Raw genomic sequence first — 21,519 nt, forward strand, 5'->3', positions numbered from 1 at the left:
TTACGATCTACCCTGAATCATCGCGGTGCGCATTGACGGACCCCATTACTTGCAATGCTTCCCATTAGATCCTCCCGGTTGCGTCCACCACGTTTTTGTCTGCGTGACTTGAACGACCGTCATCGTGACTGCGGTAACCCCGGCTACGCACTCATAACCTGATGCGGGGGCGGGAGCCGTAAGGCCCGCCGGGCGAATATACTGCGTGTCTAGATCGAACTCGTCGGGGCCTGCAGCGGGAACGTTCAAGGCGCCGGCCGCGCTGGACAGCTGTGCCGACGCCTGTGTTTCTGCATTCAGCAGTGCGGTGGCGCGCTGATAAATAACCGTGGCCAACTCGTCGGCCTCAGCTTGCCGGGCGGCCCGCTCCACCGGATCGGTGTAGTAGTACCTGTCGGTGACCGAAAGGTCCTCTTCCACAGTGAATTCCGCGTTCTGGGCATCTTCGACCGCATACAGAGCCTGTCGCTTAGCCGCGGCAATGTTGCCGGCACTGGTACGCGCAACCTGGGCCACACTCCGTAGTGTGTCGGCTTTGGCGCTCACCGTGGCCAGGTCGCCTCCCGTTCGGGTGCGCAAAGCGTCACCGCCCTGGCCTTCCCACTCCAGCGCATGCGATTGATTGTTGACTTGGGTGAAGGTGTCTTGCCACCGGTTGGCAGTGTTCGTCCAGTAGGTGGCGGCGTTGATCAAATGGTCAGTGTCCCAGTTCTGCAGCTGCGACAGCGTCAAAACCATCGTCACGCAATCTGTACCGATGGCGCCACGCCTGCGATCTGGGCTTGCCCGGTCGCATCTTCATTGGCGTAGCCAGCGGCCGCTGAAATGACCCTAGCCGCGGTGTCTTGGATGCGAGCCGCGCACGCGGCCGTAGCCGCCGCGATCGCCGCGTCGATCGCGCTAATCGCCGCAGCGGTGGGTTGAAATTGCTGCCCCGGTGACGGTGGCGTGACGGTCAACCCTGCACTCAATGCCTGCCATTGGTTTGCCCCCCGAACAAGCTGGTCGGAAGGCACTTTTAGCTGATCTGCCCCCATGTTGGGAAGCATACGGCGGGTCGGAGCGAGGCGGTAGTCACTGGCTTAACCAGCTTGCCAGATCGCCGCCGCGATGCCCGACTCATTGACGATCAACGCCCGGTTGTCCCGCAAGGATCAATGGGAGCGCGACGAGAAGGCGCGTCGACAGGCATGTGCGCGCGACAGAGCTAGTAACGACGTGACGTAGACGCCGCCCAGCCGCTTGCCGACCCGGTTGGCCCTACTCCCTTCGGGGGCCTTCCGGGTCGATTGCCCGCCACTGATAAGCGCCGAGCGCCCAAAACGAGCCGCTTTGTTGTCAGCGGACTACGTGGTGGCTATTGCCAGCAACGCCTCAGCGAGGGCCTGCGGTCTTGAAAGAAACGGCGAATGACTACCAGGAAGCTCGACTAGTTTGGCGCCTAGCCTGTCTCGCGCGACCAGCTTTGCCCACTCGCCGCCGAGGAGGCGATCTTCGCTGCAGATGATGGAAGTACAACTCACAGTGGGAAACTCAGGCAGTGAGAAGGGCAACGTTGTCGCGTAGGCCGATTGTGGGCGAAGGCGCTTGATAGCGGCCTCCACACTCGATTCGTCGCAATCCGCGTACATCAACGCCCGAGCAGCTTCAAGGTCGCTCCAAACCATCCGCGATTGCTTATCGGACTCCAGCGCGCCATAACACTCCGGCAAGAGCATCACAGGCTCGTCAACGAGTTGGTCCATGAAGCTTCGCCCGACGTCCGGAATATAGGCGCATAAGTAGACCAGATGTCGGACAGGGCGGCGAGCCGCGACGAGCGGAATAATGTGCCCACCATACGAGTGCCCGACGAGCACCAAATCGCCACCACAGTCGTCGATGGCAGCACATACAAGATCGGCGTAAGTGTCGAAGCTCGCCGAATTGTCATCTATAGGCAAGTCCATGGCAACCACGTCTTGACCAGCCTGCTGCAGGAGTCGAGTCAGCCGTTCCCAACACCACGCGCCATGCCATGCCCCGTGTATCAAGGCAAAAGTCGTCACGCGCTGAGCATAGGGTCGGCGTCCCTTCCGGCAAGCGAATCGTCTAGGTTATCGGCGGACTACCGACCCCATTGGCCCCTACCTTCGGGGCCTTCCCGGTCGGCCTCGGCCGAGTTAGCTACGGCGGTAGGTAGCCCGCCCGCGCGCCGGGGTGACGCCGGGGCGAACGGCCTCTAGAACGAGTGTTCGGACAGCTGCAATGCCCGGTACCAGGCGATATGGTGGTGCCCTCGGTGAGATTCGAACTCACACTGGACGGGTTTTGAATCCGTTTCCTCTGCCAGTTGGGATACGAGGGCGTGTCCGGCGTATTAACTTAAGCGGCCTCCCACCATAGAGGATCGGTGCGGTCGTCCGCTCTCACCGCCCCCGATGTCGCTGGTCGTCGCGATCCACGAGACAATGTCCGTCATGACAGGCCCCACGACCGACACCGACGCCGCTGTGCCGCGCCGGGTCCTGATCGCGGAAGACGAAGCGCTGATCCGCATGGACTTGGCCGAGATGCTGCGAGAGGAGGGCTACGACATCGTCGGCGAGGCCGGCGACGGCCAGGAAGCCGTCGAGTTGGCCGAGCTGCATAAGCCCGACCTCGTGATCATGGACGTGAAGATGCCGCGTCGGGACGGCATCGACGCCGCGTCCGAGATAGCCAGCAAACGTATCGCGCCGATCGTGGTGCTGACCGCGTTCAGCCAGCGCGATCTCGTCGAACGGGCGCGCGATGCCGGGGCGATGGCATACCTGGTGAAGCCGTTCACGATCAGCGATCTGATCCCGGCCATCGAGCTCGCCGTCAGTCGCTTCAGCGAGATCACCGAGCTGGAACGCGAAGTGGCGACGCTGTCCGACCGGCTGGAGACCCGCAAGGTCGTCGAACGCGCCAAGGGCCTGCTGCAGTCCAAGCAGGGCATGACCGAGCCCGAGGCGTTCAAGTGGATTCAGCGTGCCGCCATGGATCGCCGGACCACGATGAAGCGGGTGGCCGAAGTCGTGCTGGAAACTCTTAGCGGCGAATCCGACGAGGAGTCCGGCTAACCATCGAGTGTGCGGGACGGCGATGAGTGCGGGATCAGGGCGACGACATGCCGGGGCGGGCCGCCGTGAGCGCACACTCGACGCGCGCAGCAGCTGAGAGCCCTAGCGGGCGACGATTACCGACGAGCCGTGGCCGAACAGGCCCTGGTTCGCGGTGACGCCGACCGTGGCGTTCTCCACCTGCCGGCCGGTGGCCTGACCACGCAGCTGCCAGGTCAGCTCGCAGACCTGAGCGATCGCCTGGGCCGGGATGGCCTCACCGAAGCACGCCAGACCGCCGGACGGGTTGACCGGAACCTTGCCACCGATGGCGGTCGCGCCGCTGCGCAGCAGCTGCTCGGCCTCACCCTTGGGGCACAATCCCAGGTGCTCGTACCAGTCGAGCTCGAGCGCGGTCGACAGGTCGTAGACCTCGGCCAGGCTCACGTCCTCGGGCCCGATACCCGCTTCGGCGTAGGCCGCGTCGAGGATCTGGTCCTTGAACACCCGCTCCGGCCCCGGCACCACCGCGGTGGAATCCGTTGCGATGTCCGGCAATTCGGGCAGGTGCTGCGGGTACTGCGGCGTCACCGTGCTAACCGCACGCACCGAGGGCACGCCGTCGAGCGAGCCGAGGTGCTTGCGGGCGAAGTCGGCGCTGGCCACGATCAGTGCCGCGGCGCCGTCGGAGGTGGCGCAGATGTCGAGCTGGCGCAGCGGGTCCGAGACCACCGGGCTGGCCAGCACGTCCTCGACCGAAGATTCCTTGCGGTAGCGGGCATTCGGGTTCTGCAGGCCGTGCTGGGAGTTCTTGACCTTCACCTGAGCGAAGTCCTCCGAGGTCGCCCCGTACAGGTCCATCCGCCGGCGCGCGAGCAGCGCGAAGTACACCGGGTTCATCGCGCCGATCAGGTGAAACCGCTGCCAGTCGGGGTCGTTCTTGCGTTCCCCGCCGACCGGGGCGAACGCCCCCTTCGGCGTGGTGTCGGCACCGATCACCAGCGCGACGTCGCAGAAGCCGGCCAGGATGTGGGCCCGGGCGCTCTGCAGCGCCTGCGAACCGCTCGCGCAGGCGGCGTAGCTGGAGCTGACGGGAACCCCGTTCCAGCCGAGCTTCTGTGCGAACGTCGACCCCGCGATGAAGCCCGGGTAGCCGTTGCGGATGGTGTCGGCGCCGGCGACCAGTTGGATCTGTTGCCAGTCCAGGCCGGCTTCGGCAAGCGCGGCGCGCGCCGCGACGACGCCGTATTCGGTGAAGTCGCGACCCCATTTGCCCCATGGGTGCATCCCCGCGCCGAGGATGTACAGCGGTTCGGGTGCAGTCATGACGCTTGTCATTTGCGCCGCTCCTCCGACCCTTTTCCGATCGCACTGCTCTGTTTATTGTCGCCGGCGCGCCTCCAAGCGTGCACGATGCGTTGCACACCGTCGTCGTCGGTGAACAGCGGCATGGTGGTCAGTTCCATCTGCATGCCGACCTTCAGGTCGGCGGCCAGCGTGCCCTCGATCACCTTGCCCAGCACGATGATTCCCTCGTCGGCCAGCTCCACCGCGGCGATCGCGAACGGCTCGAACGGGTCCGCGGCGGGGTAGGGCGCGGGCGGCGGATAGCGGTTTTCGGTGTAGCTCCACAGCGTTCCCCGGGTCGACAACGCGACAGGCTCCAGGGTGTCGCTGGCGCACGCCGGGTTCGGGCAGTTGTTCTCGCGGGGCGGGAAAACGTAAGTGCCGCACGCCGGGCACTTGCTACCGATCAGATGGGGCTTTCCGGCGTCGTCGGTGGCGAACCATCCGTCGATCGCGGCTTCTTGACTGGTGACCTCTGGCACTCGGCCAGACTACCCAGCTCACCGACAAAACTGAAACGTGTTGCAGTTCTGCCGGGGCGGTTGGCTCGTCATAGCGGGTGCCTAGAGTGAGAGCCGTGCCCGTCGCGACCACAATTCCCAGCCAGGATCAGACCAAGCCGACACTGATGTTGCTGGACGGCAATTCGCTGGCGTTTCGGGCGTTCTACGCGCTGCCCGCGGAGAACTTCAAGACCCGCGGCGGGCTGACCACCAACGCGGTCTACGGCTTCACCGCCATGCTGATCAACCTGCTGCGCGACGAGGCCCCGACGCACATCGCGGCGGCGTTCGACGTCTCGCGCCAGACGTTCCGGCTGGAGCGCTACCCGGAGTACAAGGCCGGCCGGTCGGAAACGCCCGACGAGTTCCGCGGCCAGATCGACATCACCAAGGAAGTGTTGGGCGCCCTGGGCATTACGGTGCTCGCCGAGCCCGGATTCGAAGCCGACGACCTGATCGCGACGCTGGCCACTCAGGCCGAGAACGAGGGCTACCGGGTCCTGGTGGTCACCGGCGACCGTGACTCCCTGCAGCTGGTCAGCGACGACGTCACGGTGCTCTACCCACGCAAGGGTGTCAGTGAACTGACCCGCTTCACCCCGGACGCGGTCGTCGAGAAGTATGGGCTGACGCCCGCGCAGTACCCCGACTTCGCCGCGCTGCGTGGCGATCCCAGCGACAACCTGCCCGGCATCCCCGGTGTGGGGGAGAAGACCGCGTCCAAGTGGATCGTCGAGTACGGGTCGCTGCAGGGTCTGGTCGACAACGTCGACTCGGTGCGCGGCAAGGTCGGCGACGCGCTGCGGGCCCACCTGGCCAACGTTATCCGCAACCGCGAGCTCACCGACCTCGTCAAAGACGTGCCGCTGGCGCAAACCCCGGACACGCTGCGGATGCTGCCGTGGGATCGCGACCAGATCCACCGGCTCTTCGACGACCTCGAGTTCCGCGTGCTGCGCGATCGGCTGTTCGAAACCCTGGCCTCGGTGGACCCCGAAGTGGACGAGGGATTCGACGTGCGCGGCGGTGCGCTGGAGGCCGGTCAGCTTGCCGTGTGGCTGGCCGAACACAGCTCCGGCAAGCGATTCGGTCTGGCCGTCGTCGGCACTCACCTGGCCTACGACGCCGACGCCACCGCGCTGGCCATCGTGTCCGCCGACGGCGAGGGCCGCTACATCGACACCTCGTCGCTGGATCCCGACGACGAGGCGGCGCTGGCGTCCTGGCTCGCCGACCCCGGGCCGCCCAAGGCGCTGCACGAGGCCAAACTGGCGATGCACGACCTCGCCGGGCGGGGCTGGACGCTGGCCGGCGTCACCTCCGATACCGCGCTGGCGGCCTACCTGGTGCGGCCCGGACAGCGCAGCTTTGCCCTCGACGATCTTTCGCTGCGCTATCTGCGCCGCGAACTGCGCGCCGAAACCGCAGAGCAGCAACAGCTTTCGCTTCTCGACGATTCCGACGGGGTGGACGACCAAGCGGTGCAGACGCTGATCCTGCGCGCCGTCGCGGTGCTGGACCTGGCCGACGCACTGGACGAGGAGCTGGCCCGGATCAACTCCACGTCGCTGCTGGGTGGCATGGAGCTGCCGGTGCAGCGGGTGCTCGCGGACCTCGAGCATGTCGGCATCGCGGTCGATCTGCCGAAACTGTCGGAGCTGCAAAGCGATTTCGCGGCCCAGATCCGCGACGCGGCCGAGGCGGCCTACCAGGTGATTGGCAAGCAGATCAACCTGGGCTCGCCAAAACAGTTGCAGACGGTGCTATTCGACGAGCTGGGGATGCCGAAGACCAAGCGCACCAAGACCGGCTACACCACCGACGCGGATGCCCTGCAGTCGCTGTTCGACAAGACCGGCCATCCGTTCCTACAGCATCTGCTGGCCCACCGGGACGCCACCCGGCTCAAGGTCACCGTCGACGGGCTGCTGAATTCGGTGGCCTCCGACGGGCGAATCCACACCACGTTCAACCAGACCATTGCCGCGACGGGCCGGTTGTCGTCGACCGAGCCCAATCTGCAGAACATTCCGATCCGCACCGAGGCCGGCCGCCGCATCCGCGACGCGTTCGTGGTCGGCGACGGTTATGCCGAGCTGATGACCGCCGACTACAGCCAGATCGAGATGCGGATCATGGCGCATCTGTCGCAGGACGCAGGCCTGATCGAGGCGTTCAACACCGGCGAAGACCTGCACTCGTTCGTCGCCTCTCGGGCCTTCGGGGTGCCGATCGAGGAGGTCACCGCCGAGCTGCGCCGCCGGGTCAAGGCGATGTCCTACGGGCTGGCCTACGGGTTGAGCGCCTACGGATTGGCCGCCCAGCTCAAGATCTCCACCGAAGAAGCCAAAGAGCAGATGGACCAGTACTTCGCCCGATTCGGCGGCATCCGCGACTACCTGCGTGACGTCGTCGAACAGGCCCGCAAGGACGGCTACACCTCCACGGTGTTCGGCCGCCGGCGCTACCTGCCCGAGCTGGACAGCAGCAACCGCAACGTGCGCGAGGCCGCGGAACGGGCGGCGCTCAACGCGCCGATTCAGGGCAGCGCGGCCGACATCATCAAGGTGGCGATGATCGAGGTCGACAAGGCGATCAAGGTTGCCGGGCTCAAATCCCGGATGCTGTTGCAGGTACACGACGAATTGCTGTTCGAGATCGCGCCCGGCGAGCGCGCACAGGTCGAGGAGCTGGCGCGCGACAAGATGGGCTCCGCCTACCCGTTGGACGTCCCGCTCGAGGTTTCCGTCGGCTACGGCCGGTCCTGGGACTCGGCAGCACACTAAGCCGCGGATTAGCCGAAAAGGAGTGGCATGAACGCCGCCTGGATCATCCCGTTCATCATCCTGGGCGGAGCGCTTCAGACTTGCGGAGCCGCCATGAATGGCCAGCTTTACAAGCATCTGATCAACCCGTGGCTCGCGTCCGCGATCTCGTTCGCGGTCATCACCGTTTTCTTCGTCGCCGCGTTCCTGTTGATGCCGAAACCGCTGCCCACCGCTCGCGACGTCGCGTCCATGCCGTGGTGGGCCGTGATCGGTGGTCTGGTCGGAGCGGTCCAGGTCTACGCCGGCCTCACACTGGTCAACCGGGTCGGAGCCGGCACCTTCATGGCTTTCACCGTCACCTCAGCGCTCGTCATGTCGTTGCTTCTCGACCACTTTGGCTGGTTGCGGCTGGATCCTCACCCGATCACGCTGCTGCGGGCCCTGGGCGGCGTGCTCCTGGTGGGTGGAGTGTTGCTGATCGCCAAGTTCTGACCGGGGAATTGGCGCACGGGTCGTCCCAGCCGCAGGCCCGGCCGTTTTCGGGCCGGCATGATGACAACAATCGACTTCAAATTCCGGGTTGCGCGAGGGTGCCGCGGTCGAATATTGGGCGTGGCGAACGTGGCGCGCCGGGCGAGTTTGTCCAGCGTGTGCCCTGTCGAGTAGCCTTATCAGTTAAATCCCAGTTTTATCCCTACGACCCAACCTGTCCGGAGCACCCCAACAATATGCCGAGTCCCGCCGTCACCTCGCCGCAAGTAGCCGTCAACGACATTGGCTCGAGCGAGGACTTTCTCGCCGCAATAGACAAAACGATCAAGTACTTCAACGATGGCGACATCGTCGAAGGCACGATCGTCAAAGTGGACCGGGACGAGGTGCTCCTCGATATCGGCTACAAGACCGAAGGGGTCATCCCCGCCCGCGAACTCTCCATCAAGCACGATGTCGACCCCAACGAGGTCGTTACCGTCGGCGATGAGGTCGAGGCCCTTGTTCTCACCAAGGAGGACAAAGAAGGCCGTCTGATCCTGTCCAAGAAGCGCGCGCAGTACGAGCGCGCCTGGGGCACCATCGAAGCGCTCAAGGAGAAGGACGAGGCCGTCAAGGGCACCGTCATCGAGGTCGTCAAGGGCGGCCTGATCCTCGACATCGGGCTGCGTGGCTTCCTGCCCGCCTCGCTGGTCGAGATGCGCCGGGTGCGCGATCTGCAGCCTTACATCGGCAAGGAGATCGAAGCCAAGATCATCGAGCTGGACAAGAACCGCAACAACGTGGTGCTGTCGCGGCGCGCCTGGCTGGAGCAGACCCAGTCCGAGGTGCGCAGCGAGTTCCTCAACCAGCTGCAGAAGGGCACCATCCGTAAGGGTGTGGTCTCCTCGATCGTCAACTTCGGCGCGTTCGTCGATCTCGGCGGTGTCGACGGTCTGGTGCACGTTTCCGAATTGTCTTGGAAGCACATCGATCACCCGTCCGAGGTGGTCCAGGTTGGCGACGAGGTCACCGTCGAGGTGCTTGATGTCGACATGGACCGCGAGCGGGTTTCGTTGTCGCTCAAGGCGACTCAGGAAGACCCGTGGCGCCACTTCGCCCGCACCCACGCCATCGGTCAGATCGTTCCCGGCAAGGTCACCAAGCTGGTGCCGTTCGGTGCGTTCGTGCGGGTCGAGGAGGGCATCGAAGGTCTGGTGCACATCTCGGAGCTGGCCGAGCGCCACGTCGAGGTGCCCGACCAGGTGGTGGCCGTCGGCGACGACGCGATGGTCAAGGTCATCGACATCGACCTGGAGCGTCGCCGAATCTCGTTGTCGCTCAAGCAGGCCAACGAGGACTACACCGACGAGTTCGACCCCGCCAAGTACGGCATGGCCGACAGCTACGACGAGCAGGGCAACTACATCTTCCCCGAGGGCTTCGACTCCGAAACCAACGAGTGGATGGAAGGCTTCGACACTCAGCGCAACGAGTGGGAGGCCCGCTACGCCGAGGCCGAGCGCCGGCACAAGATGCACACCGCGCAGATGGAGAAGTTCGCCGCCGCCGAAGCCGCCGGGCACGCCGACAGCGATCACACGCCGGGCAACGGGGCGTCCTCGCCGAAGGAGGCGGGCGGCTCGCTCGCCAGCGACGCTCAGCTGGCCGCGCTGCGCGAAAAGCTCGCCGGGAACGCCTAACCTTCGCCTCGGATGCTGCGCATCGGGTTGACCGGTGGCATCGGCGCCGGGAAATCGGCGCTGTCCGCCACCTTCGCGGAATGCGGTGGGATCATCGTCGACGGCGACGTTATCTCCCGGGAGGTCGTCCAGCCGGGCACCCCGGGGTTGGCGTCGCTCGTCGAGGCGTTCGGTGAGGACATCCTGCAGCCGGACGGATCACTGGATCGTCCGGCCTTGGCCGCCAAGGCTTTTGCCGACGACGAGGCCCGCCAGAAGCTGAACTCGATCGTTCACCCGTTGGTGGGCAAGCGGCGCGAGGAGATCATCGCGTCGGTCCCGGAGGACTCGGTCGTCGTCGAGGACATTCCGCTGCTGGTGGAGTCCGGTATGGCGCCGCTGTTTCCGTTGGTGATCATCGTGCACGCTGATGTGGAACTCCGGGTGCGCCGGCTGGTCGAGCAGCGCGGCATGACCGAGGACGATGCCCGCGCCCGGATCGCGGCCCAGGCCAACGACGAGCAGCGTGAGGCCGTCGCCGATATCTGGCTGGATAACTCGGGCAGTCAAGAGGATTTGGTCAAGCGGGCCCGCGAGTTGTGGAACGACCGGATTGTGCCGTTCGCGCACAATCTGGCCGAGCGGCGGTTCGTCCGCGCACCGGCGCGCGTGGTGCCGGCCGATCCGACCTGGCCGGACCAGGCGCGGCGCATTGTCAACCGGCTGTCGGTGTCGTGCGGGCATAAAGCGTTGCGCGTCGACCACATTGGGTCCACCGCGGTACCGGAGTTCGACGCCAAGGATGTCATCGACATCCAGATCACCGTCGAATCACTGACGGTGGCAGATGAACTCGCCGACGCCTTGCTGTCGGCTGGTTACCCGCGCATCGAGCATATCGAGCGGGACGATGTCAAGGCCGATGCCCGCAGCACGGTCAGCGATTACGATCACAGCGACGATCCGACTCTGTGGCGCAAGCGAATTCATGCCTCGGCCGATCCTGGCCGCCCCACCAATGTCCACATCAGGGTGACTGGCTGGCCCAATCAGCAGTTCGCCTTGTTGTTCGTCGACTGGCTGGCCGCCAACCCCGCGGAGCGGGTCAATTACCTGGCCGTCAAACACGAGGCCGAAAAACCCGCCGACGGCGACACCGCGATCTACGTCGAGGCCAAGGAGCCATGGTTCGCCGACGCCTACCGCCGGGCCTGGGAGTGGGCGGATTTCACCGGCTGGCGGCCTTAGCTGCTACGTCGGCTTCCTAGGTAGGCAAGGGCGCTCCACATTGCAGCGCACCGTTATTGGGGTCGGAATTGCCCGGCGTCGGCCGGACCATTTGGTCGGCCTGCACGAAAACGTTGTCGTCGACGTCGATCTCGCAGTGCACGTTCGCGGCGTAGGGGAAGCGCAGCACGATCCGCAGGCCGGCCAGGGCCGGGTCGGGCAACACGGTGTTGGCCTCGAACGCGTTGCCGGGCATCGACGGAAGGTTCGTGGTGTTGGTCTGGCCGCCGTTGGTGATGAAGGTGGCCTGACTGCCGGTCGTCAGGGCGTCGATCCTGGCCCGGTAGGTGATGTTGTGCAGGTCCGCATGGGCCGTCGCGGGAATCAGCTGCGCGCCGATGACGATCGCGACCACCGGCATAGACCAGTGCTTACGAGGGGTCATAGCAGCAGAGATTACGCCCAGCCGCTAACGCTGGCAGTTCGGGCACCACAACGACATCCGGCCGCCCACCCGGCGATGGCACAGGCGCGTCCGGCAGCGCGGGCAACCCGGATCCGGTTCGTCACGCACCCGCGTCAGCCATCGGGGGAGTCCGGGCACCCGGCCGTGCCGGACCGCGGTGTGCAGCACCTGGGTCATCGCGGTGTGCAGGTGCTTCACCTCGTCAACCGCCAAGTCGGCGACCGGGCGGGTGGGTCGCAACCTGGCGCGCCAGCAGATTTCGTCGGTCAGCAGATTGCCGAGGCCGGCAATTACCGATTGGTCCATCAGCGTCGGCTTCAATTGACCGTGCCGGCCGCCGAGCACGTCGCGAAAGACCGGCAGGCTCATGTCCAGCGCGTCGGGTCCCTGTCGCCCGAGTACGTCCGCGAGGTCGTCGTCGCCATCGGCCAGCCACACCCCGCGCAGTTTGCGCAGGTCGGCGTAGCGCAGTTCGCCTTTGTCCAGCGAGACCACCAGCCGCTCGTACTTCTCCCGCTCGGTGTCGGCGTCGGCGAAGTACGGGTGCCCGGTCATGCCGCTGTGGATCAGCAGCGTCGGACCGTCGGTGGGCAGGATCAGCCACTTGCCATGGCGGCGCGGGGTGCGGAAGCGGTGCCCGTCGAGGCGCCGGCCCAGTGCGGTGGCGGACGTGTTGCGCAGGATGCCGGGGTCGCGGACCTGCACGTGCTGAATACGGCGGCGGGGCAAGGTGTTTGACAACGCCCGCCGGAAGCCCTCAACGTCGGGTAGTTCAGGCACGCAGCTTCGCCAATCGCTTTTGCGGTCCAGTCAGTGAGCGGGCGTGTCGGTACATTTCTGCCCACGGATCGCCTTGGCCCGCCAGCCGTTTGGGAAGGTCGCGGATGGTGAACCGGTCCGCTCGCAGGCCGCGAGTGTCCAGTTCGTCCCACTCCAGCGGAGTTGCCACCGGGGCGGCAGTGCGAGCTCGGACCGAGTACGGTGCAACAGCAGTCTGCGCGTACGCATTTCGCATGATGTCGAGGTACACTCGGCCGCCGCGCTTGTCCTTGCGGGCTTCCACGGTGCGGTGTGCGTCGTCGTCGGCCACGACGACTTCGGCGACGTTGCGGGCGAATTGCCGGGCGGTATCGAAGTCGGCTTCGGGGCGCAGCGGCACCACAACGTGCAGCCCGCGCGATCCGGTGGTCTGCAGGTAGCGTGCCAGCCCCAGCTCGTCCAGCACGTCGGCCATCGCGCGGGCGGTTGCGCGGACCACCGCGAAGTCGGTATCCGACGGGTCGAGGTCGAAGACCAATCGGTCCGGATTGTGCAGCCGATCCTTGCGCGACTGCCAGATATGCAGGGTGATGCAACTCTGGTTCGCGAGCCAGCGCAGGGCTTCCGGCCGGTCGACGAGCGGATGCACCACGGTGCCACCTTCCTTGGCGACTTCGACGCAGCTCATCCAGTCCGGCAGGGTTTCAGCGAAATCCTGTTGCACAAAGCCTTTTTCACCAATCCCGCGGGGGAACCTCTGCACGGTTAAGGGGCGCCCCTTGAGGTGCGGGAGCATGGTGTCGGCCACTTCACCGTAGTAGTCGGCCAGTTCCCGCTTGGTGGTCCCGCACTGCGGGAACAAGACACGATCCGGATGGGTGATCTCGACTTCACGCGGCATCAGCGTGTCTCCCGCACCCGGCGAGATCGGTCATGACGATGCATCCAGGTCGTCCAACGTACGGCCGGACAACACCGAGTTGGGTTGACTTTTAACAGGTTTGCGCCGCGCGTCGGCGTCCTCGTCCTTGCGTTTGAGCAGCAGCCAGGTCTCGTCCTTGCCGCCGCGAATTCTGGTGAGCGCCCATCCGCCCTGCAGCTTCTCGCCCTGCAAACGGAATGACAGATGGCCGCGGCGCAGACCTTCGACCATCGCGCGCTCCGTCGCATTGGCGTAGGTGCCGCGGTCCCAGACGATGACCGGACCGGCGCCGTACTCACCCTCGGGGATGACGCCCTCGAAATCCGCGTAGTCCAGCGGATGATCCTCGGTGCGGCGCGCCATCCGCCGGTCCTTGGGATTCGTCGACGGTCCTCTCGGTATCGCCCACGACACCAGCACGCCGTCGATTTCCAACCGAAGGTCGTAGTGGTCGCTGCGGGCGGCATGGTGCTGGATCACGAAGGACGGCTCGGTCGTGCCGGCCCGGCGGCGACGTCCCAGCCGCCGCCCGCGCGGTTCGGGGCTGCGGCGGAAGCGCCGTTTACGCCGGTACTCACTCAAGGGCATACCGCAGAGTTACCCGGGCGCCCGCTCCGAAAACTGCTATCGCTGCCGCCAGGTGAGTTCGATGCCGTCGCCGCGCAGCCAGCGGTCCAGGTCATAGCCGTTGCGGGCCAGCCCCTCGACGGCGTGCACGGCACGACGCACCGCCTGCTCGGCAGCCTCGGGTGTCAGCAGCCCCTGCCGCACCGCGTCGAATAGCTCGTCGACGTCGGCCAGCCCGGCGCCCGAGCCGGTGCGCACCTCGATATCGAGGTAGTGGTCCTCGGAGCGCCAGACATCCGGGCCGGCGATGTATTCGCCCACATCGAGGTAGAAGTCGTGGTCGCGCTCGTGACCCGGGTTGAAGTGGAACACGGTGGCGCGCAACCCCAGCGACGGCAGCAGCCACGATTCCAGGTAGCGGAACTGGGCGCGGCCCGGAGTCGGCCGAGCGACATAGAGCCCCCACGGATGCACCGCATACTCGTCGACCGCCCGCACAATGCCTTTGGGATCGGTGTTGGTGCGGGCGCGCAGGTCGAACGTTTCGTGCTTCGGAGGATGGATGGCGTCACCTTACCGGGATCGCGACGGTCAGCGGCGCAGCCGGATCTTCCACCGGACAAAGCCGAGATAGAACAACGACAGGCCGGCCAGCATGCCCATGTCGAACAGCCAGGTCTTCAAGGTGTGCTGCCAGAAGCGGTCCTGGGAGAGCAGCGAATCCGGTACCAAGTGCCGTAGGTCAACCGTCGCGGCCGCCGCGGCATAACCCCAGCGCGCCGGCATCACGAACGACAGCTGATCGAGCCCGAGCCGGCCGGTCACCGGGACCATGCCGCCGCACAGCACCAGCTGCGCCATCACGGCCACCACGAACAGCGGCATGATCTGCTCGCTGGAGCGGACCAGCGACGAAATCCCCAGGCCGAGAACGGCCGACGCGACACAGGTCGCGGCGACGGTCGCGAACAGCTCGACATTGGCCGCGACCGTGCCGTGCCCCAGCAGCAGGCCGCCTCGGGTGGGGGCGCTCTTGCCGATCACGACGATCGCGGTGATGATCGCCGATTGCACGATCGCGAATCCGCAAAAGACCGCGGTCTTCGCCAGCAGGTAAGCGGTCGTGGACAGCCCGACCGCTTGCTCGCGTTGGAAGATGGGGCGTTCACCGACCAGGTCGCGGATCGTTAGCGCGGTACCCATGAACGCCGCGGCGGGCATCAACAGCGCTAGTATCTGGGCGGCTTCGTCGGGTGTGCCCGCGTTTGCCCCGGGCAGATGGAATCCGTTCGAGCCCGGAACCGTCAGCGACAGCGACCCCAGGATGAACGGCAACAGCGCCAGGAAGACGAAGTAGGCGCGGTCGGCGACGACCAGGCGGACCTGCCGGCGGGCGATCGTCGAGATCTGGCGCCGCACGCTGGTATGGACCGGTTCGCCGAGCTCACCCGGCTCATCGTCCTTGGCCGCCAACGGTTTTCGGCGCTGGGCCGCGTCGCGTTCCAGGAAGCGCCGGTTGGCCTCCTCGGGATCGGCGCCCACCTTGGTGAAGATCTTGGCCCAGTTGGTGGTGCCCATCGCCGTCCCGATCTGGTCCGGCGGGCCGCAGTAGGCCGTCTTGCCGCCCGGCGCCACCAACAGCAGCTGGTCGCACAGTTCGAGGTAGGACAGCATGTGCGTCACCACGATCACCACTCGGCCGGCGTCGGCCAGCTGGCGCAGCATCATCATGACCTGGTGGTCGAGCGCGGGATCCAGGCCCGACGTCGGTTCGTCCAGGATCAGCAGCGACGGACCGGTCAGCAGCTCCAGCGCCACCGAGGCGCGTTTGCGCTGGCCGCCGGAGAGCTTGTCGACTCGGGTTTCGGCGTGTTTGGTCAGGTCGAGTTCCGCGAGGACCTGCGTGACGACCTTGGCGCGGTCAGCTTTGCTGGTATCGGGGGGCAGCCGCAGTTCAGCGGCATAGCCCAGCGCTTGGTTCACGGTCAGCTGGCGGTGCACGACGTCGTCCTGCGGCACCATGCCGATCCTGCTGCGCAGGGACGCATATTCGGCGTGAATGTTGTGGCCCTCGAACGTCGCTGAGCCGGAGCTGGGTGTGGTGTAGCCGGCGATCAGCCGGGCCAGCGTGCTCTTCCCCGCGCCCGATCCGCCGATGACCGCGGTTAACGTCCCGGGACGGGCGGTCAGCGAGATATTGTCCAGCAGTTGTTTGCCGTTGTCGACGACGTACTTGACATCGCGCACCTCGAGGCCGCCGGAACGCGTCGCGGCCGCACTGAGCTGGATCAGGGTGCCGTCGCGCAGCACCAGGTCGACGTTGCCGATGGTTACCACGTCGTCGTCGCTCAGGATGGCCGAGCCGACCCGGGTGCCGTTGACGAACGTCCCGTTGATGCTGCTGTCCCGGATCTCCAGGCCCAGTGGCGTCGGCACCAACGTGGCGTGCCGGCGCGAGGCCAGGACGTCGGACACGACGATGTCGTTCTCGGGGGCGCGCCCGATCGTCATCGCGCCGGCGGTGCCCGCAGCCGACGACGAACGCGGTGAGAGCAACTTCACAAAGCGTGTAGCGAGGTTCGACACGTCGGCGGTCTTGGCGTCGATCACGGTGGACTGGGCGGGCGGCGCCGCGTCCACCCGGGCCGGCGGCGCGGCGTTGACGATGGTGCGTTGGTCGGGGGGTGTCGCGCGCGGCGGCGGTGGCATCCGCGCCGGAGCCTTGCGCGGATGTGTCCCGGGATACCTTGGCGGGCCGGGCATTTGAGGTGGCGTGCGCCGGAGTGGCCGCCGTGGCGGCGGGGGGAGCGGCTGCGACGTATCGGTCGGCGGGTCGGGCATCGCGGACCAGGCGATCGTGGGAGGGCCCGAATCCGGCGTCGGCCTGGCCTGGGGCGGTCGGCTGGACTGGCCTTGTTGCGGTCCGATGGCGAAGGTCAGCCGGGGTCCCTGGGGATTTCCGACGTGAATGCTCTGGCCGTCGTGGAGGTCGACGACCGGCATCCGATAGCCGTTGACGTACGTCCCGTTCAGCGACCCGTTGTCGATTGCCAGCCAGCGGCCTTGATCGAAGCGCAGGATCAGGTGCGCACGGGATATCCGCGGGTCGGCGATGTGCAGATCTGCGTGCTGATCGCGTCCGACGATCACCTCTTGGCCTGCGGCGAAGGTTCGTTGAGACCCGTCGTGCCGAATTGTCAGGACAGGAGGTGCGGGTCGATTCACTACTCAAGTATCGGTGTACGGAGTCAGTGCCCCCCATTGGATCGGCCTGTGACTTAGCTTTGTTTCCGTTCGGACGCTTCATAGCTGGTTCATAGCCTCCAGCGGACTTTCGCCCAGCCACGTTCGGCAGGATGCAAGACGGGGACAGGGCGGGAGTTGTGCCGACGCGCGCACGAATGCCGACACACGAGGGGGCAATCACACATGGACGAGCTGAAGCGCCCGACCCGGCGCCTCGGCAGCGGCCGGCGGCTGCTGACTAATCCGCGACTGGCCGGTGAGGCGCTGCGCGCCGGATTTCATGCGCGCCCTTCAATGACCGTCGTGACCGTCGCCCAGCTGTTTCGCCGCGTCCCCCCTTCGAATCCGAACCCGGTGCCCCAGCTGGCCGACGAGCAGGGCAGCGGCTCGCGCCCGGCGATGTCCAACGGTGCGTCCTTCGCCGGCTACACCGTCCTGCGGCCGCTGGGCGCCGGCGGGATGGCCGAGGTCTATCTGGCCCTGCACCCGCGGTTGCCGCGTCGCGACGTGATCAAAGTCCTCGCCGAGGCCGTCACCGCGGACCGCGAGTTCCGCGAAAGATTCAACCGCGAAGCCGATCTCGCCGCGACGCTGTGGCACCCGCACATCGTCGGCGTCCACGATCGCGGCGAAGTCGACGGTCAGCTCTGGATTTCGATGGACTACGTTGAGGGCACCGACGCGTCCCGGCTGGTGAAAGAGCGCTACTCCGAAGGGATGCCGATCGGACAGGTGTGCGCCATTCTGCACGCCGTCGCGGGTGCACTGGATTACGCGCACGATCGCGGCTTGCTGCACCGCGACGTCAAACCCGCCAACATTCTGCTTACCCATCCCGGTGACGACGAACAGCGAATCCTGTTGGCGGACTTCGGTGTAGCGCGGCATCTGGGCAACATCAGTGGGATCACCGAGACCAATGTCGCAGTCGGGACGGTCGCGTACGCGGCGCCCGAGCAGTTGACCGGATCCAACATCGACGGCCGTGCCGACCAATACGCGTTGGCGGCCACGGCATTTCACTTGCTCACCGGCGCTCCGCCGTTTCAGCATGCCAACCCCATCGCGGTGATCAGCCAGCATCTGCACGAGGATCCGCCGCGGCTCAGCGATTACCGCCCGGACTTGGCGTACCTGGACGACCTGTTCTTCAAAGCCCTTGGCAAGCAACCTGCGCAGCGCTTCGAGCGGTGTCGCGCGTTCGCCGCCGCCGTCGGCGAACGAGTCGACGCCGTCGCGGAAACCGGCGTGGTCGGTGACGCGCCCGTCGTGGCGCACCGGCGGCGTGGCGACGGTGGCCTCGTTTCTGGTGCCTACCATAGGTTTTCGTCGCGGACCCGCTGGTCGGCCGCGCTGGTCTGCGCAGTGCTGATCGCCATCGCGGCGACCTGGTCGACGCTGTACTCCGTTGCGCCGGCAAGCCCGCAACCCAACCCCACGCTGGCCTCGCGACCGTCCAACCCCAGTGCCGCACCGAGACCCGGGGGACCGGTCCTCAACGGCACCTACCAACTGACCTACGACCAAACCAAGCGGACCACGAACGGTGTCCCGATTCGCCACGACGGCTCCGCCACAAACTGGTGGGCGTTTCGTTCCGTGTGCACCACCAACGGATGCGCGGCCACCGGAACCGAGCTCAACGACACCAACCACCAAGTGGCCAGCGCCGACAACGGCGGCGAGACCGACACCTTGCGCTACCTCGGCGGGTACTGGCAGGGAGCGCCGCAGCAGGAGCGGGTCGGCTGCCGCCTGCCCAAGGGGCAGGCTACTCAGCAGGAGACCGTCGCGTGGTCGTTGGCCCCCCAGCCGGACGGCACGTTGCGGGGCACCAAGACCGAAACCGTGCTGAGCAACGAGTGCGCCGCGCAGGGCGCCGTGGTGCGGGTCCCGGTCGTGGCGACCCGGGTCGGTGACGCACCGCCAGGGGTTGCGTTGGCCGATCCCAATCAGGTGATCAGCACCTCGACCACACCCGCGCACCCGGCGCCGGCCGTGCTCGGCGGGTTGTGCACCGACATCGACAAACTCGGCTACGACCCGACCAGCAACCAGCAGGTCGTGTGCGAAGGCAACACCTGGGACAAGGCGCCCATCGCGACCGGGGTGCACGCCGCGGGCAGCTCATGCGACCTGCCCGACGTCCCGGTGTTCGCGATGTCGACCTCGAACGACGGCTATCTGCTGCAGTGCGATCCGGTCACCCGGATGTGGACCAGACACTGAGCGTTTGCCTTTTCGGACCGATAGGCGACTTTCACACGCGATACCACCGGCGATATCGCGTTTGCGGATCAGATGGTGGTTCCCGGCGTGGTGCCGGTGTGACGGATGTGGTTGTGCACTCTGAGTGACTTTCGCTGCGTGACGGTCGGCCTAAACTTTTCGCTCATGGAGCAGTTGCGTGTGGACACCGCCGCTCTACAAGCGATGGCCAGTCGGTGGGGCGCCTCGGCGGGCCGACTAGGCGAGATGACGGCTCCGGCGGGGCTCGGGCTGTCGTGTCAGGCCAGCGCCGTGGCGGTCAGCGCCGCTCACGCCGACGTCGGCGCTTTCGTATCCGCGCTGGCTGCCCGGGTTGGTACCCGCGCAACTGGCATCTCCGCAGCCGATACTCGCTACATCGGCAACGAAGCGGACTCGGCCGACGAGATCGAGGCCGTCGCCCCTCCGGTGACAGGCGTGTAGATGTCCGCGGTCGCCGGCTTTCCCGGCCTCTCGCAGTTGCTGACTTGGCCGACCCAACATCTCACGGATGGAGCCGCGCATTGGGAGGCTGTCGGCGAGCACAGCTATGGGTTGGCTCAACGGACCTGGCGGGACGCGGTTTCGATCGATTGGCAGGGTGCAGGCGCCGACGCAATGCGCGCCGCAACCCACGCCGATTTGTTGACCACCAGCGCGGCAGTGGACCAGCTGCAAGCGGCGGCCAAAGTGGCCCGCAGCGGCGCCTCCGAACTGTATGCGGGGCGCTCGCGGATGCGCTACGTGGTCGAGGACGCTCGCGCGGCGGGTTTCGTTGTGGGAGAGGATCTTTCAGTCACCGATCGTTCGACTGGTGGGTCGGCTGCGCAACGAGCCGCCCGGCAAGCAGAGGCGCAAGCCTTGGCTGCCGATATCCGTCAACGCGCTGCGGAACTCGTCGCGCTCGATCAACAGGTTGCTGGCAAAGTCACCGCGGCCATAGCTGGGGTCCGCGATACTTTCCCGCCGAACCCGGGGCCCGACAGGGCTCCAGAGAACGGACACGTCGAAGCGGTCGACAACCACACCTTCAAAGAAGATCCGCCGCCTCCCGGGCCACCGGGCAATCCATTTGCGGGCTGGACCGAGGAGCAAAAGGCTCAGGTGGCAGCAGAGATTGCCCACGGTCACGCCTTGGAGCATTTCCCGGGCAAATCACCACAGGACTTGGCCAGGTGGATATACGACGCAATGAATGATCCAACTACTCGAGTTGGTACGAGCACGAGATCCGGCGGATTAGCGCTTCTGCGGGATGGTCAGGTCATTTTTATCAATCCGCAAGATGGGGACTACGGGACGGCGTTCGTCCCCAAACCACTTCCCGGCGACTCCTGGCGGACGCCGTCGGAATACTTTGAGCGGAACACCAGAGCGCTCGAGCCCATGCCGCCTCCCACACCCGGCCGGTTGCCGCCGCTGACACCCGGAGAAATGGCACCTGCCACTCCCTCGTCGCCGACGGCACCCGCCGCGCGGCCCGCATCCCCGGCGCCAGCTGAGACACCCCAGGCGCCGAAGCCGTCACCACCGGTAAAGGGCGGCAGAAGTTTTGGGGGCGGACCGGCTACGCCTCTAGGGCCTCAGCTAGTGCCGCCTCCGCATGCAGGTCATCACCACCCGCCCGTCCTTGGCGACATGGACCCTGACCCATGGGATCACGGTGAATGAACTGCGACAGGGTATAGAAGCACCGTTCCAGGCTAGAGTCCGGGGGGATAATCTCGTTCTTGCTGGTCCCTGCGTACGTTTTGCCAGTAGCGATCGTCTTCCTCAATTTCCGCGGCGGTGCGGGTGCGGCCACCGTCGGGAAACAACAATCTTGCGCGGGTGCGCCCGCCGATCTTGCGGCGGCGCTGCAGGCTACGCAATAAGCTGACCGCTTCGGTGTCTGAGAACCCGGTCACGGTAGCGAAGTCCAGGCCCGCGCCGACCAGACCGCTAGCCCAGGTGATTTCGGTTAGAAAAAGCACTCGGGCCCAATCCAGGTCCGTGAGCGACTCGCCGTCGGCCACAGCCCGCTTAAGTCGGACAGTGAGGTCGCCGAACTCATCCCAGGTCGACAGCCCGAGTGCCTGAAACGGAAACGGCGAGTCCGCCGCCGACAATGCCCATTGCTCCAGCGCCTGCTGGATGAACTCGCGTTCTCGCTCGGTGAGATCGACTGCCACCAACTCAGAAGAATCCGTCATCGAATCGATCCTAAGACCGGCGTCGACACACTTGTCGGTGCTCGCCTCTACCCTGGG

The 21,519-nt window shown here is 66.0% G+C and carries 19 protein-coding genes and 1 tRNA gene; 7 read left to right on the plus strand and 13 right to left on the minus strand.

Translation table 11 applies throughout. The annotated features are described in order from the left end of the window. Nucleotides 1-45: 45 nt before the first annotated feature. From MJO58_RS12135 to MJO58_RS12145, 3 genes are all read right to left on the minus strand, one after another. The gene (locus MJO58_RS12135) at nt 46-738 is read right to left on the minus strand and encodes a hypothetical protein (protein ID WP_239722959.1); all 693 of its coding nucleotides are present in this window, start codon (nt 736-738) and stop codon (nt 46-48) included. A gap of 608 nt (nt 739-1,346) precedes the next feature. Continuing rightward, entirely contained in the window at nt 1,347-2,048 is a 702-nt protein-coding gene (locus tag MJO58_RS12140; protein ID WP_239722960.1) for an alpha/beta fold hydrolase, read from the minus strand. A 222-nt stretch (nt 2,049-2,270) separates the two neighbouring features. Further along, a tRNA-Leu gene (locus MJO58_RS12145) sits at nt 2,271-2,347 on the minus strand. Between the two features lie 112 nt (nt 2,348-2,459). Between MJO58_RS12145 and MJO58_RS12150 the strand changes: the two genes are divergently transcribed. Beyond that, the gene (locus MJO58_RS12150) at nt 2,460-3,086 is read left to right on the plus strand and encodes an ANTAR domain-containing response regulator (protein WP_239722961.1); all 627 of its coding nucleotides are present in this window, start codon (nt 2,460-2,462) and stop codon (nt 3,084-3,086) included. Nucleotides 3,087-3,188: 102 nt separating this feature from the next. Here MJO58_RS12150 and MJO58_RS12155 read toward each other — a convergent pair whose 3' ends face one another. Together MJO58_RS12155 and MJO58_RS12160 are read right to left on the minus strand one after the other, a co-directional pair. Next, a complete protein-coding gene (locus MJO58_RS12155) occupies nt 3,189-4,391 on the minus strand; it encodes a lipid-transfer protein (protein ID WP_090608904.1) in 1,203 nt (400 codons plus the stop codon). A gap of 8 nt (nt 4,392-4,399) precedes the next feature. Continuing rightward, nucleotides 4,400-4,894: a Zn-ribbon domain-containing OB-fold protein gene (locus MJO58_RS12160; protein ID WP_239722962.1), complete on the minus strand. Its 495-nt coding sequence runs from the start codon at nt 4,892-4,894 to the stop codon at nt 4,400-4,402. Between the two features lie 146 nt (nt 4,895-5,040). On the opposite strand from MJO58_RS12160, the gene polA reads away from it, so the two are divergent. The 4 genes from polA (at nt 5,041) to coaE (ending at nt 11,084) form a co-directional block, all read left to right on the plus strand. Continuing rightward, complete coding sequence (polA, locus tag MJO58_RS12165; RefSeq protein ID WP_239723248.1) at nt 5,041-7,701, plus strand: DNA polymerase I; 2,661 nt, start codon at nt 5,041-5,043, stop codon at nt 7,699-7,701. 27 nt (nt 7,702-7,728) lie between these two features. Beyond that, entirely contained in the window at nt 7,729-8,175 is a 447-nt protein-coding gene (locus MJO58_RS12170; protein WP_239722963.1) for a DMT family transporter, read from the plus strand. 236 nt (nt 8,176-8,411) lie between these two features. Continuing rightward, nucleotides 8,412-9,857, plus strand: a complete 1,446-nt coding sequence (gene rpsA / locus MJO58_RS12175) for a 30S ribosomal protein S1 (RefSeq protein ID WP_090601705.1) — start codon at nt 8,412-8,414, stop codon at nt 9,855-9,857. 12 nt (nt 9,858-9,869) lie between these two features. Next, entirely contained in the window at nt 9,870-11,084 is a 1,215-nt protein-coding gene (gene coaE / locus MJO58_RS12180) for a dephospho-CoA kinase (RefSeq protein WP_090601706.1), read from the plus strand. 16 nt (nt 11,085-11,100) lie between these two features. On the opposite strand, the gene MJO58_RS12185 is transcribed toward coaE, so the two are convergent. The 6 genes from MJO58_RS12185 to MJO58_RS12210 all read right to left on the minus strand — a co-directional run bounded on the left by MJO58_RS12185 (nt 11,101) and on the right by MJO58_RS12210 (nt 17,002). Continuing rightward, complete coding sequence (locus MJO58_RS12185; protein ID WP_239722964.1) at nt 11,101-11,508, minus strand: hypothetical protein; 408 nt, start codon at nt 11,506-11,508, stop codon at nt 11,101-11,103. A gap of 24 nt (nt 11,509-11,532) precedes the next feature. Then, the gene (locus MJO58_RS12190) at nt 11,533-12,309 is read right to left on the minus strand and encodes an Fpg/Nei family DNA glycosylase (RefSeq protein WP_239722965.1); all 777 of its coding nucleotides are present in this window, start codon (nt 12,307-12,309) and stop codon (nt 11,533-11,535) included. Further along, on the minus strand, nt 12,302-13,189 hold the full coding sequence (gene ligD / locus MJO58_RS12195) for a non-homologous end-joining DNA ligase (RefSeq protein ID WP_239722966.1): 888 nt from the start codon (nt 13,187-13,189) through the stop codon (nt 12,302-12,304). Before ligD ends, MJO58_RS12190 begins: the two co-directional genes overlap by 8 nt. Nucleotides 13,190-13,219: 30 nt before the next feature. Further along, nucleotides 13,220-13,798, minus strand: a complete 579-nt coding sequence (locus MJO58_RS12200; RefSeq protein WP_239722967.1) for a DNA polymerase ligase N-terminal domain-containing protein — start codon at nt 13,796-13,798, stop codon at nt 13,220-13,222. 36 nt (nt 13,799-13,834) lie between these two features. Then, entirely contained in the window at nt 13,835-14,275 is a 441-nt protein-coding gene (locus MJO58_RS12205) for a ribonuclease FAU-1 family protein (RefSeq protein ID WP_090601710.1), read from the minus strand. A 93-nt stretch (nt 14,276-14,368) separates the two neighbouring features. Then, entirely contained in the window at nt 14,369-17,002 is a 2,634-nt protein-coding gene (locus tag MJO58_RS12210; RefSeq protein ID WP_239722968.1) for an FHA domain-containing protein, read from the minus strand. A gap of 204 nt (nt 17,003-17,206) precedes the next feature. On the opposite strand from MJO58_RS12210, the gene MJO58_RS12215 reads away from it, so the two are divergent. Beyond that, nucleotides 17,207-19,252: a serine/threonine-protein kinase gene (locus tag MJO58_RS12215; protein WP_239722969.1), complete on the plus strand. Its 2,046-nt coding sequence runs from the start codon at nt 17,207-17,209 to the stop codon at nt 19,250-19,252. A 165-nt stretch (nt 19,253-19,417) separates the two neighbouring features. Beyond that, on the plus strand, nt 19,418-19,714 hold the full coding sequence (locus MJO58_RS12220) for a hypothetical protein (protein WP_090601713.1): 297 nt from the start codon (nt 19,418-19,420) through the stop codon (nt 19,712-19,714). Nucleotides 19,715-20,062: 348 nt separating this feature from the next. Here the strand turns inward: MJO58_RS12220 and MJO58_RS28930 are convergent, their stop codons facing one another. Further along, nucleotides 20,063-20,401 carry a hypothetical protein gene (locus tag MJO58_RS28930; protein ID WP_434086346.1) on the minus strand — a complete coding sequence of 113 codons (339 nt, stop codon included), beginning with the start codon at nt 20,399-20,401 and terminating at the stop codon, nt 20,063-20,065. A gap of 572 nt (nt 20,402-20,973) precedes the next feature. Next, a complete protein-coding gene (locus MJO58_RS12230; RefSeq protein WP_259608757.1) occupies nt 20,974-21,462 on the minus strand; it encodes a hypothetical protein in 489 nt (162 codons plus the stop codon). Nucleotides 21,463-21,519 lie beyond the last annotated feature (57 nt).

This window comes from Mycobacterium lentiflavum, assembly GCF_022374895.2.
Classification (GTDB): Bacteria; Actinomycetota; Actinomycetes; order Mycobacteriales; family Mycobacteriaceae; genus Mycobacterium; species Mycobacterium lentiflavum.

Bases quoted from the DNA above. Each gene is read 5' to 3' on its own strand.
- MJO58_RS12135 (WP_239722959.1), bottom strand. From the start codon at position 738: ATGGTTTTGACGCTGTCGCAGCTGCAGAACTGGGACACTGACCATTTG.
- MJO58_RS12150 (WP_239722961.1), top strand. From the start codon at position 2,460: ATGACAGGCCCCACGACCGACACCGACGCCGCTGTGCCGCGCCGGGTC.
- MJO58_RS12155 (WP_090608904.1), bottom strand. From the start codon at position 4,391: ATGACTGCACCCGAACCGCTGTACATCCTCGGCGCGGGGATGCACCCA.
- polA (WP_239723248.1), top strand. From the start codon at position 5,041: ATGTTGCTGGACGGCAATTCGCTGGCGTTTCGGGCGTTCTACGCGCTG.
- MJO58_RS12170 (WP_239722963.1), top strand. From the start codon at position 7,729: ATGAACGCCGCCTGGATCATCCCGTTCATCATCCTGGGCGGAGCGCTT.
- rpsA (WP_090601705.1), top strand. From the start codon at position 8,412: ATGCCGAGTCCCGCCGTCACCTCGCCGCAAGTAGCCGTCAACGACATT.
- coaE (WP_090601706.1), top strand. From the start codon at position 9,870: ATGCTGCGCATCGGGTTGACCGGTGGCATCGGCGCCGGGAAATCGGCG.
- MJO58_RS12185 (WP_239722964.1), bottom strand. From the start codon at position 11,508: ATGACCCCTCGTAAGCACTGGTCTATGCCGGTGGTCGCGATCGTCATC.
- ligD (WP_239722966.1), bottom strand. From the start codon at position 13,189: ATGCCGCGTGAAGTCGAGATCACCCATCCGGATCGTGTCTTGTTCCCG.
- MJO58_RS12200 (WP_239722967.1), bottom strand. From the start codon at position 13,798: ATGCCCTTGAGTGAGTACCGGCGTAAACGGCGCTTCCGCCGCAGCCCC.
- MJO58_RS12215 (WP_239722969.1), top strand. From the start codon at position 17,207: ATGGACGAGCTGAAGCGCCCGACCCGGCGCCTCGGCAGCGGCCGGCGG.
- MJO58_RS12220 (WP_090601713.1), top strand. From the start codon at position 19,418: ATGGAGCAGTTGCGTGTGGACACCGCCGCTCTACAAGCGATGGCCAGT.
- MJO58_RS12230 (WP_259608757.1), bottom strand. From the start codon at position 21,462: ATGACGGATTCTTCTGAGTTGGTGGCAGTCGATCTCACCGAGCGAGAA.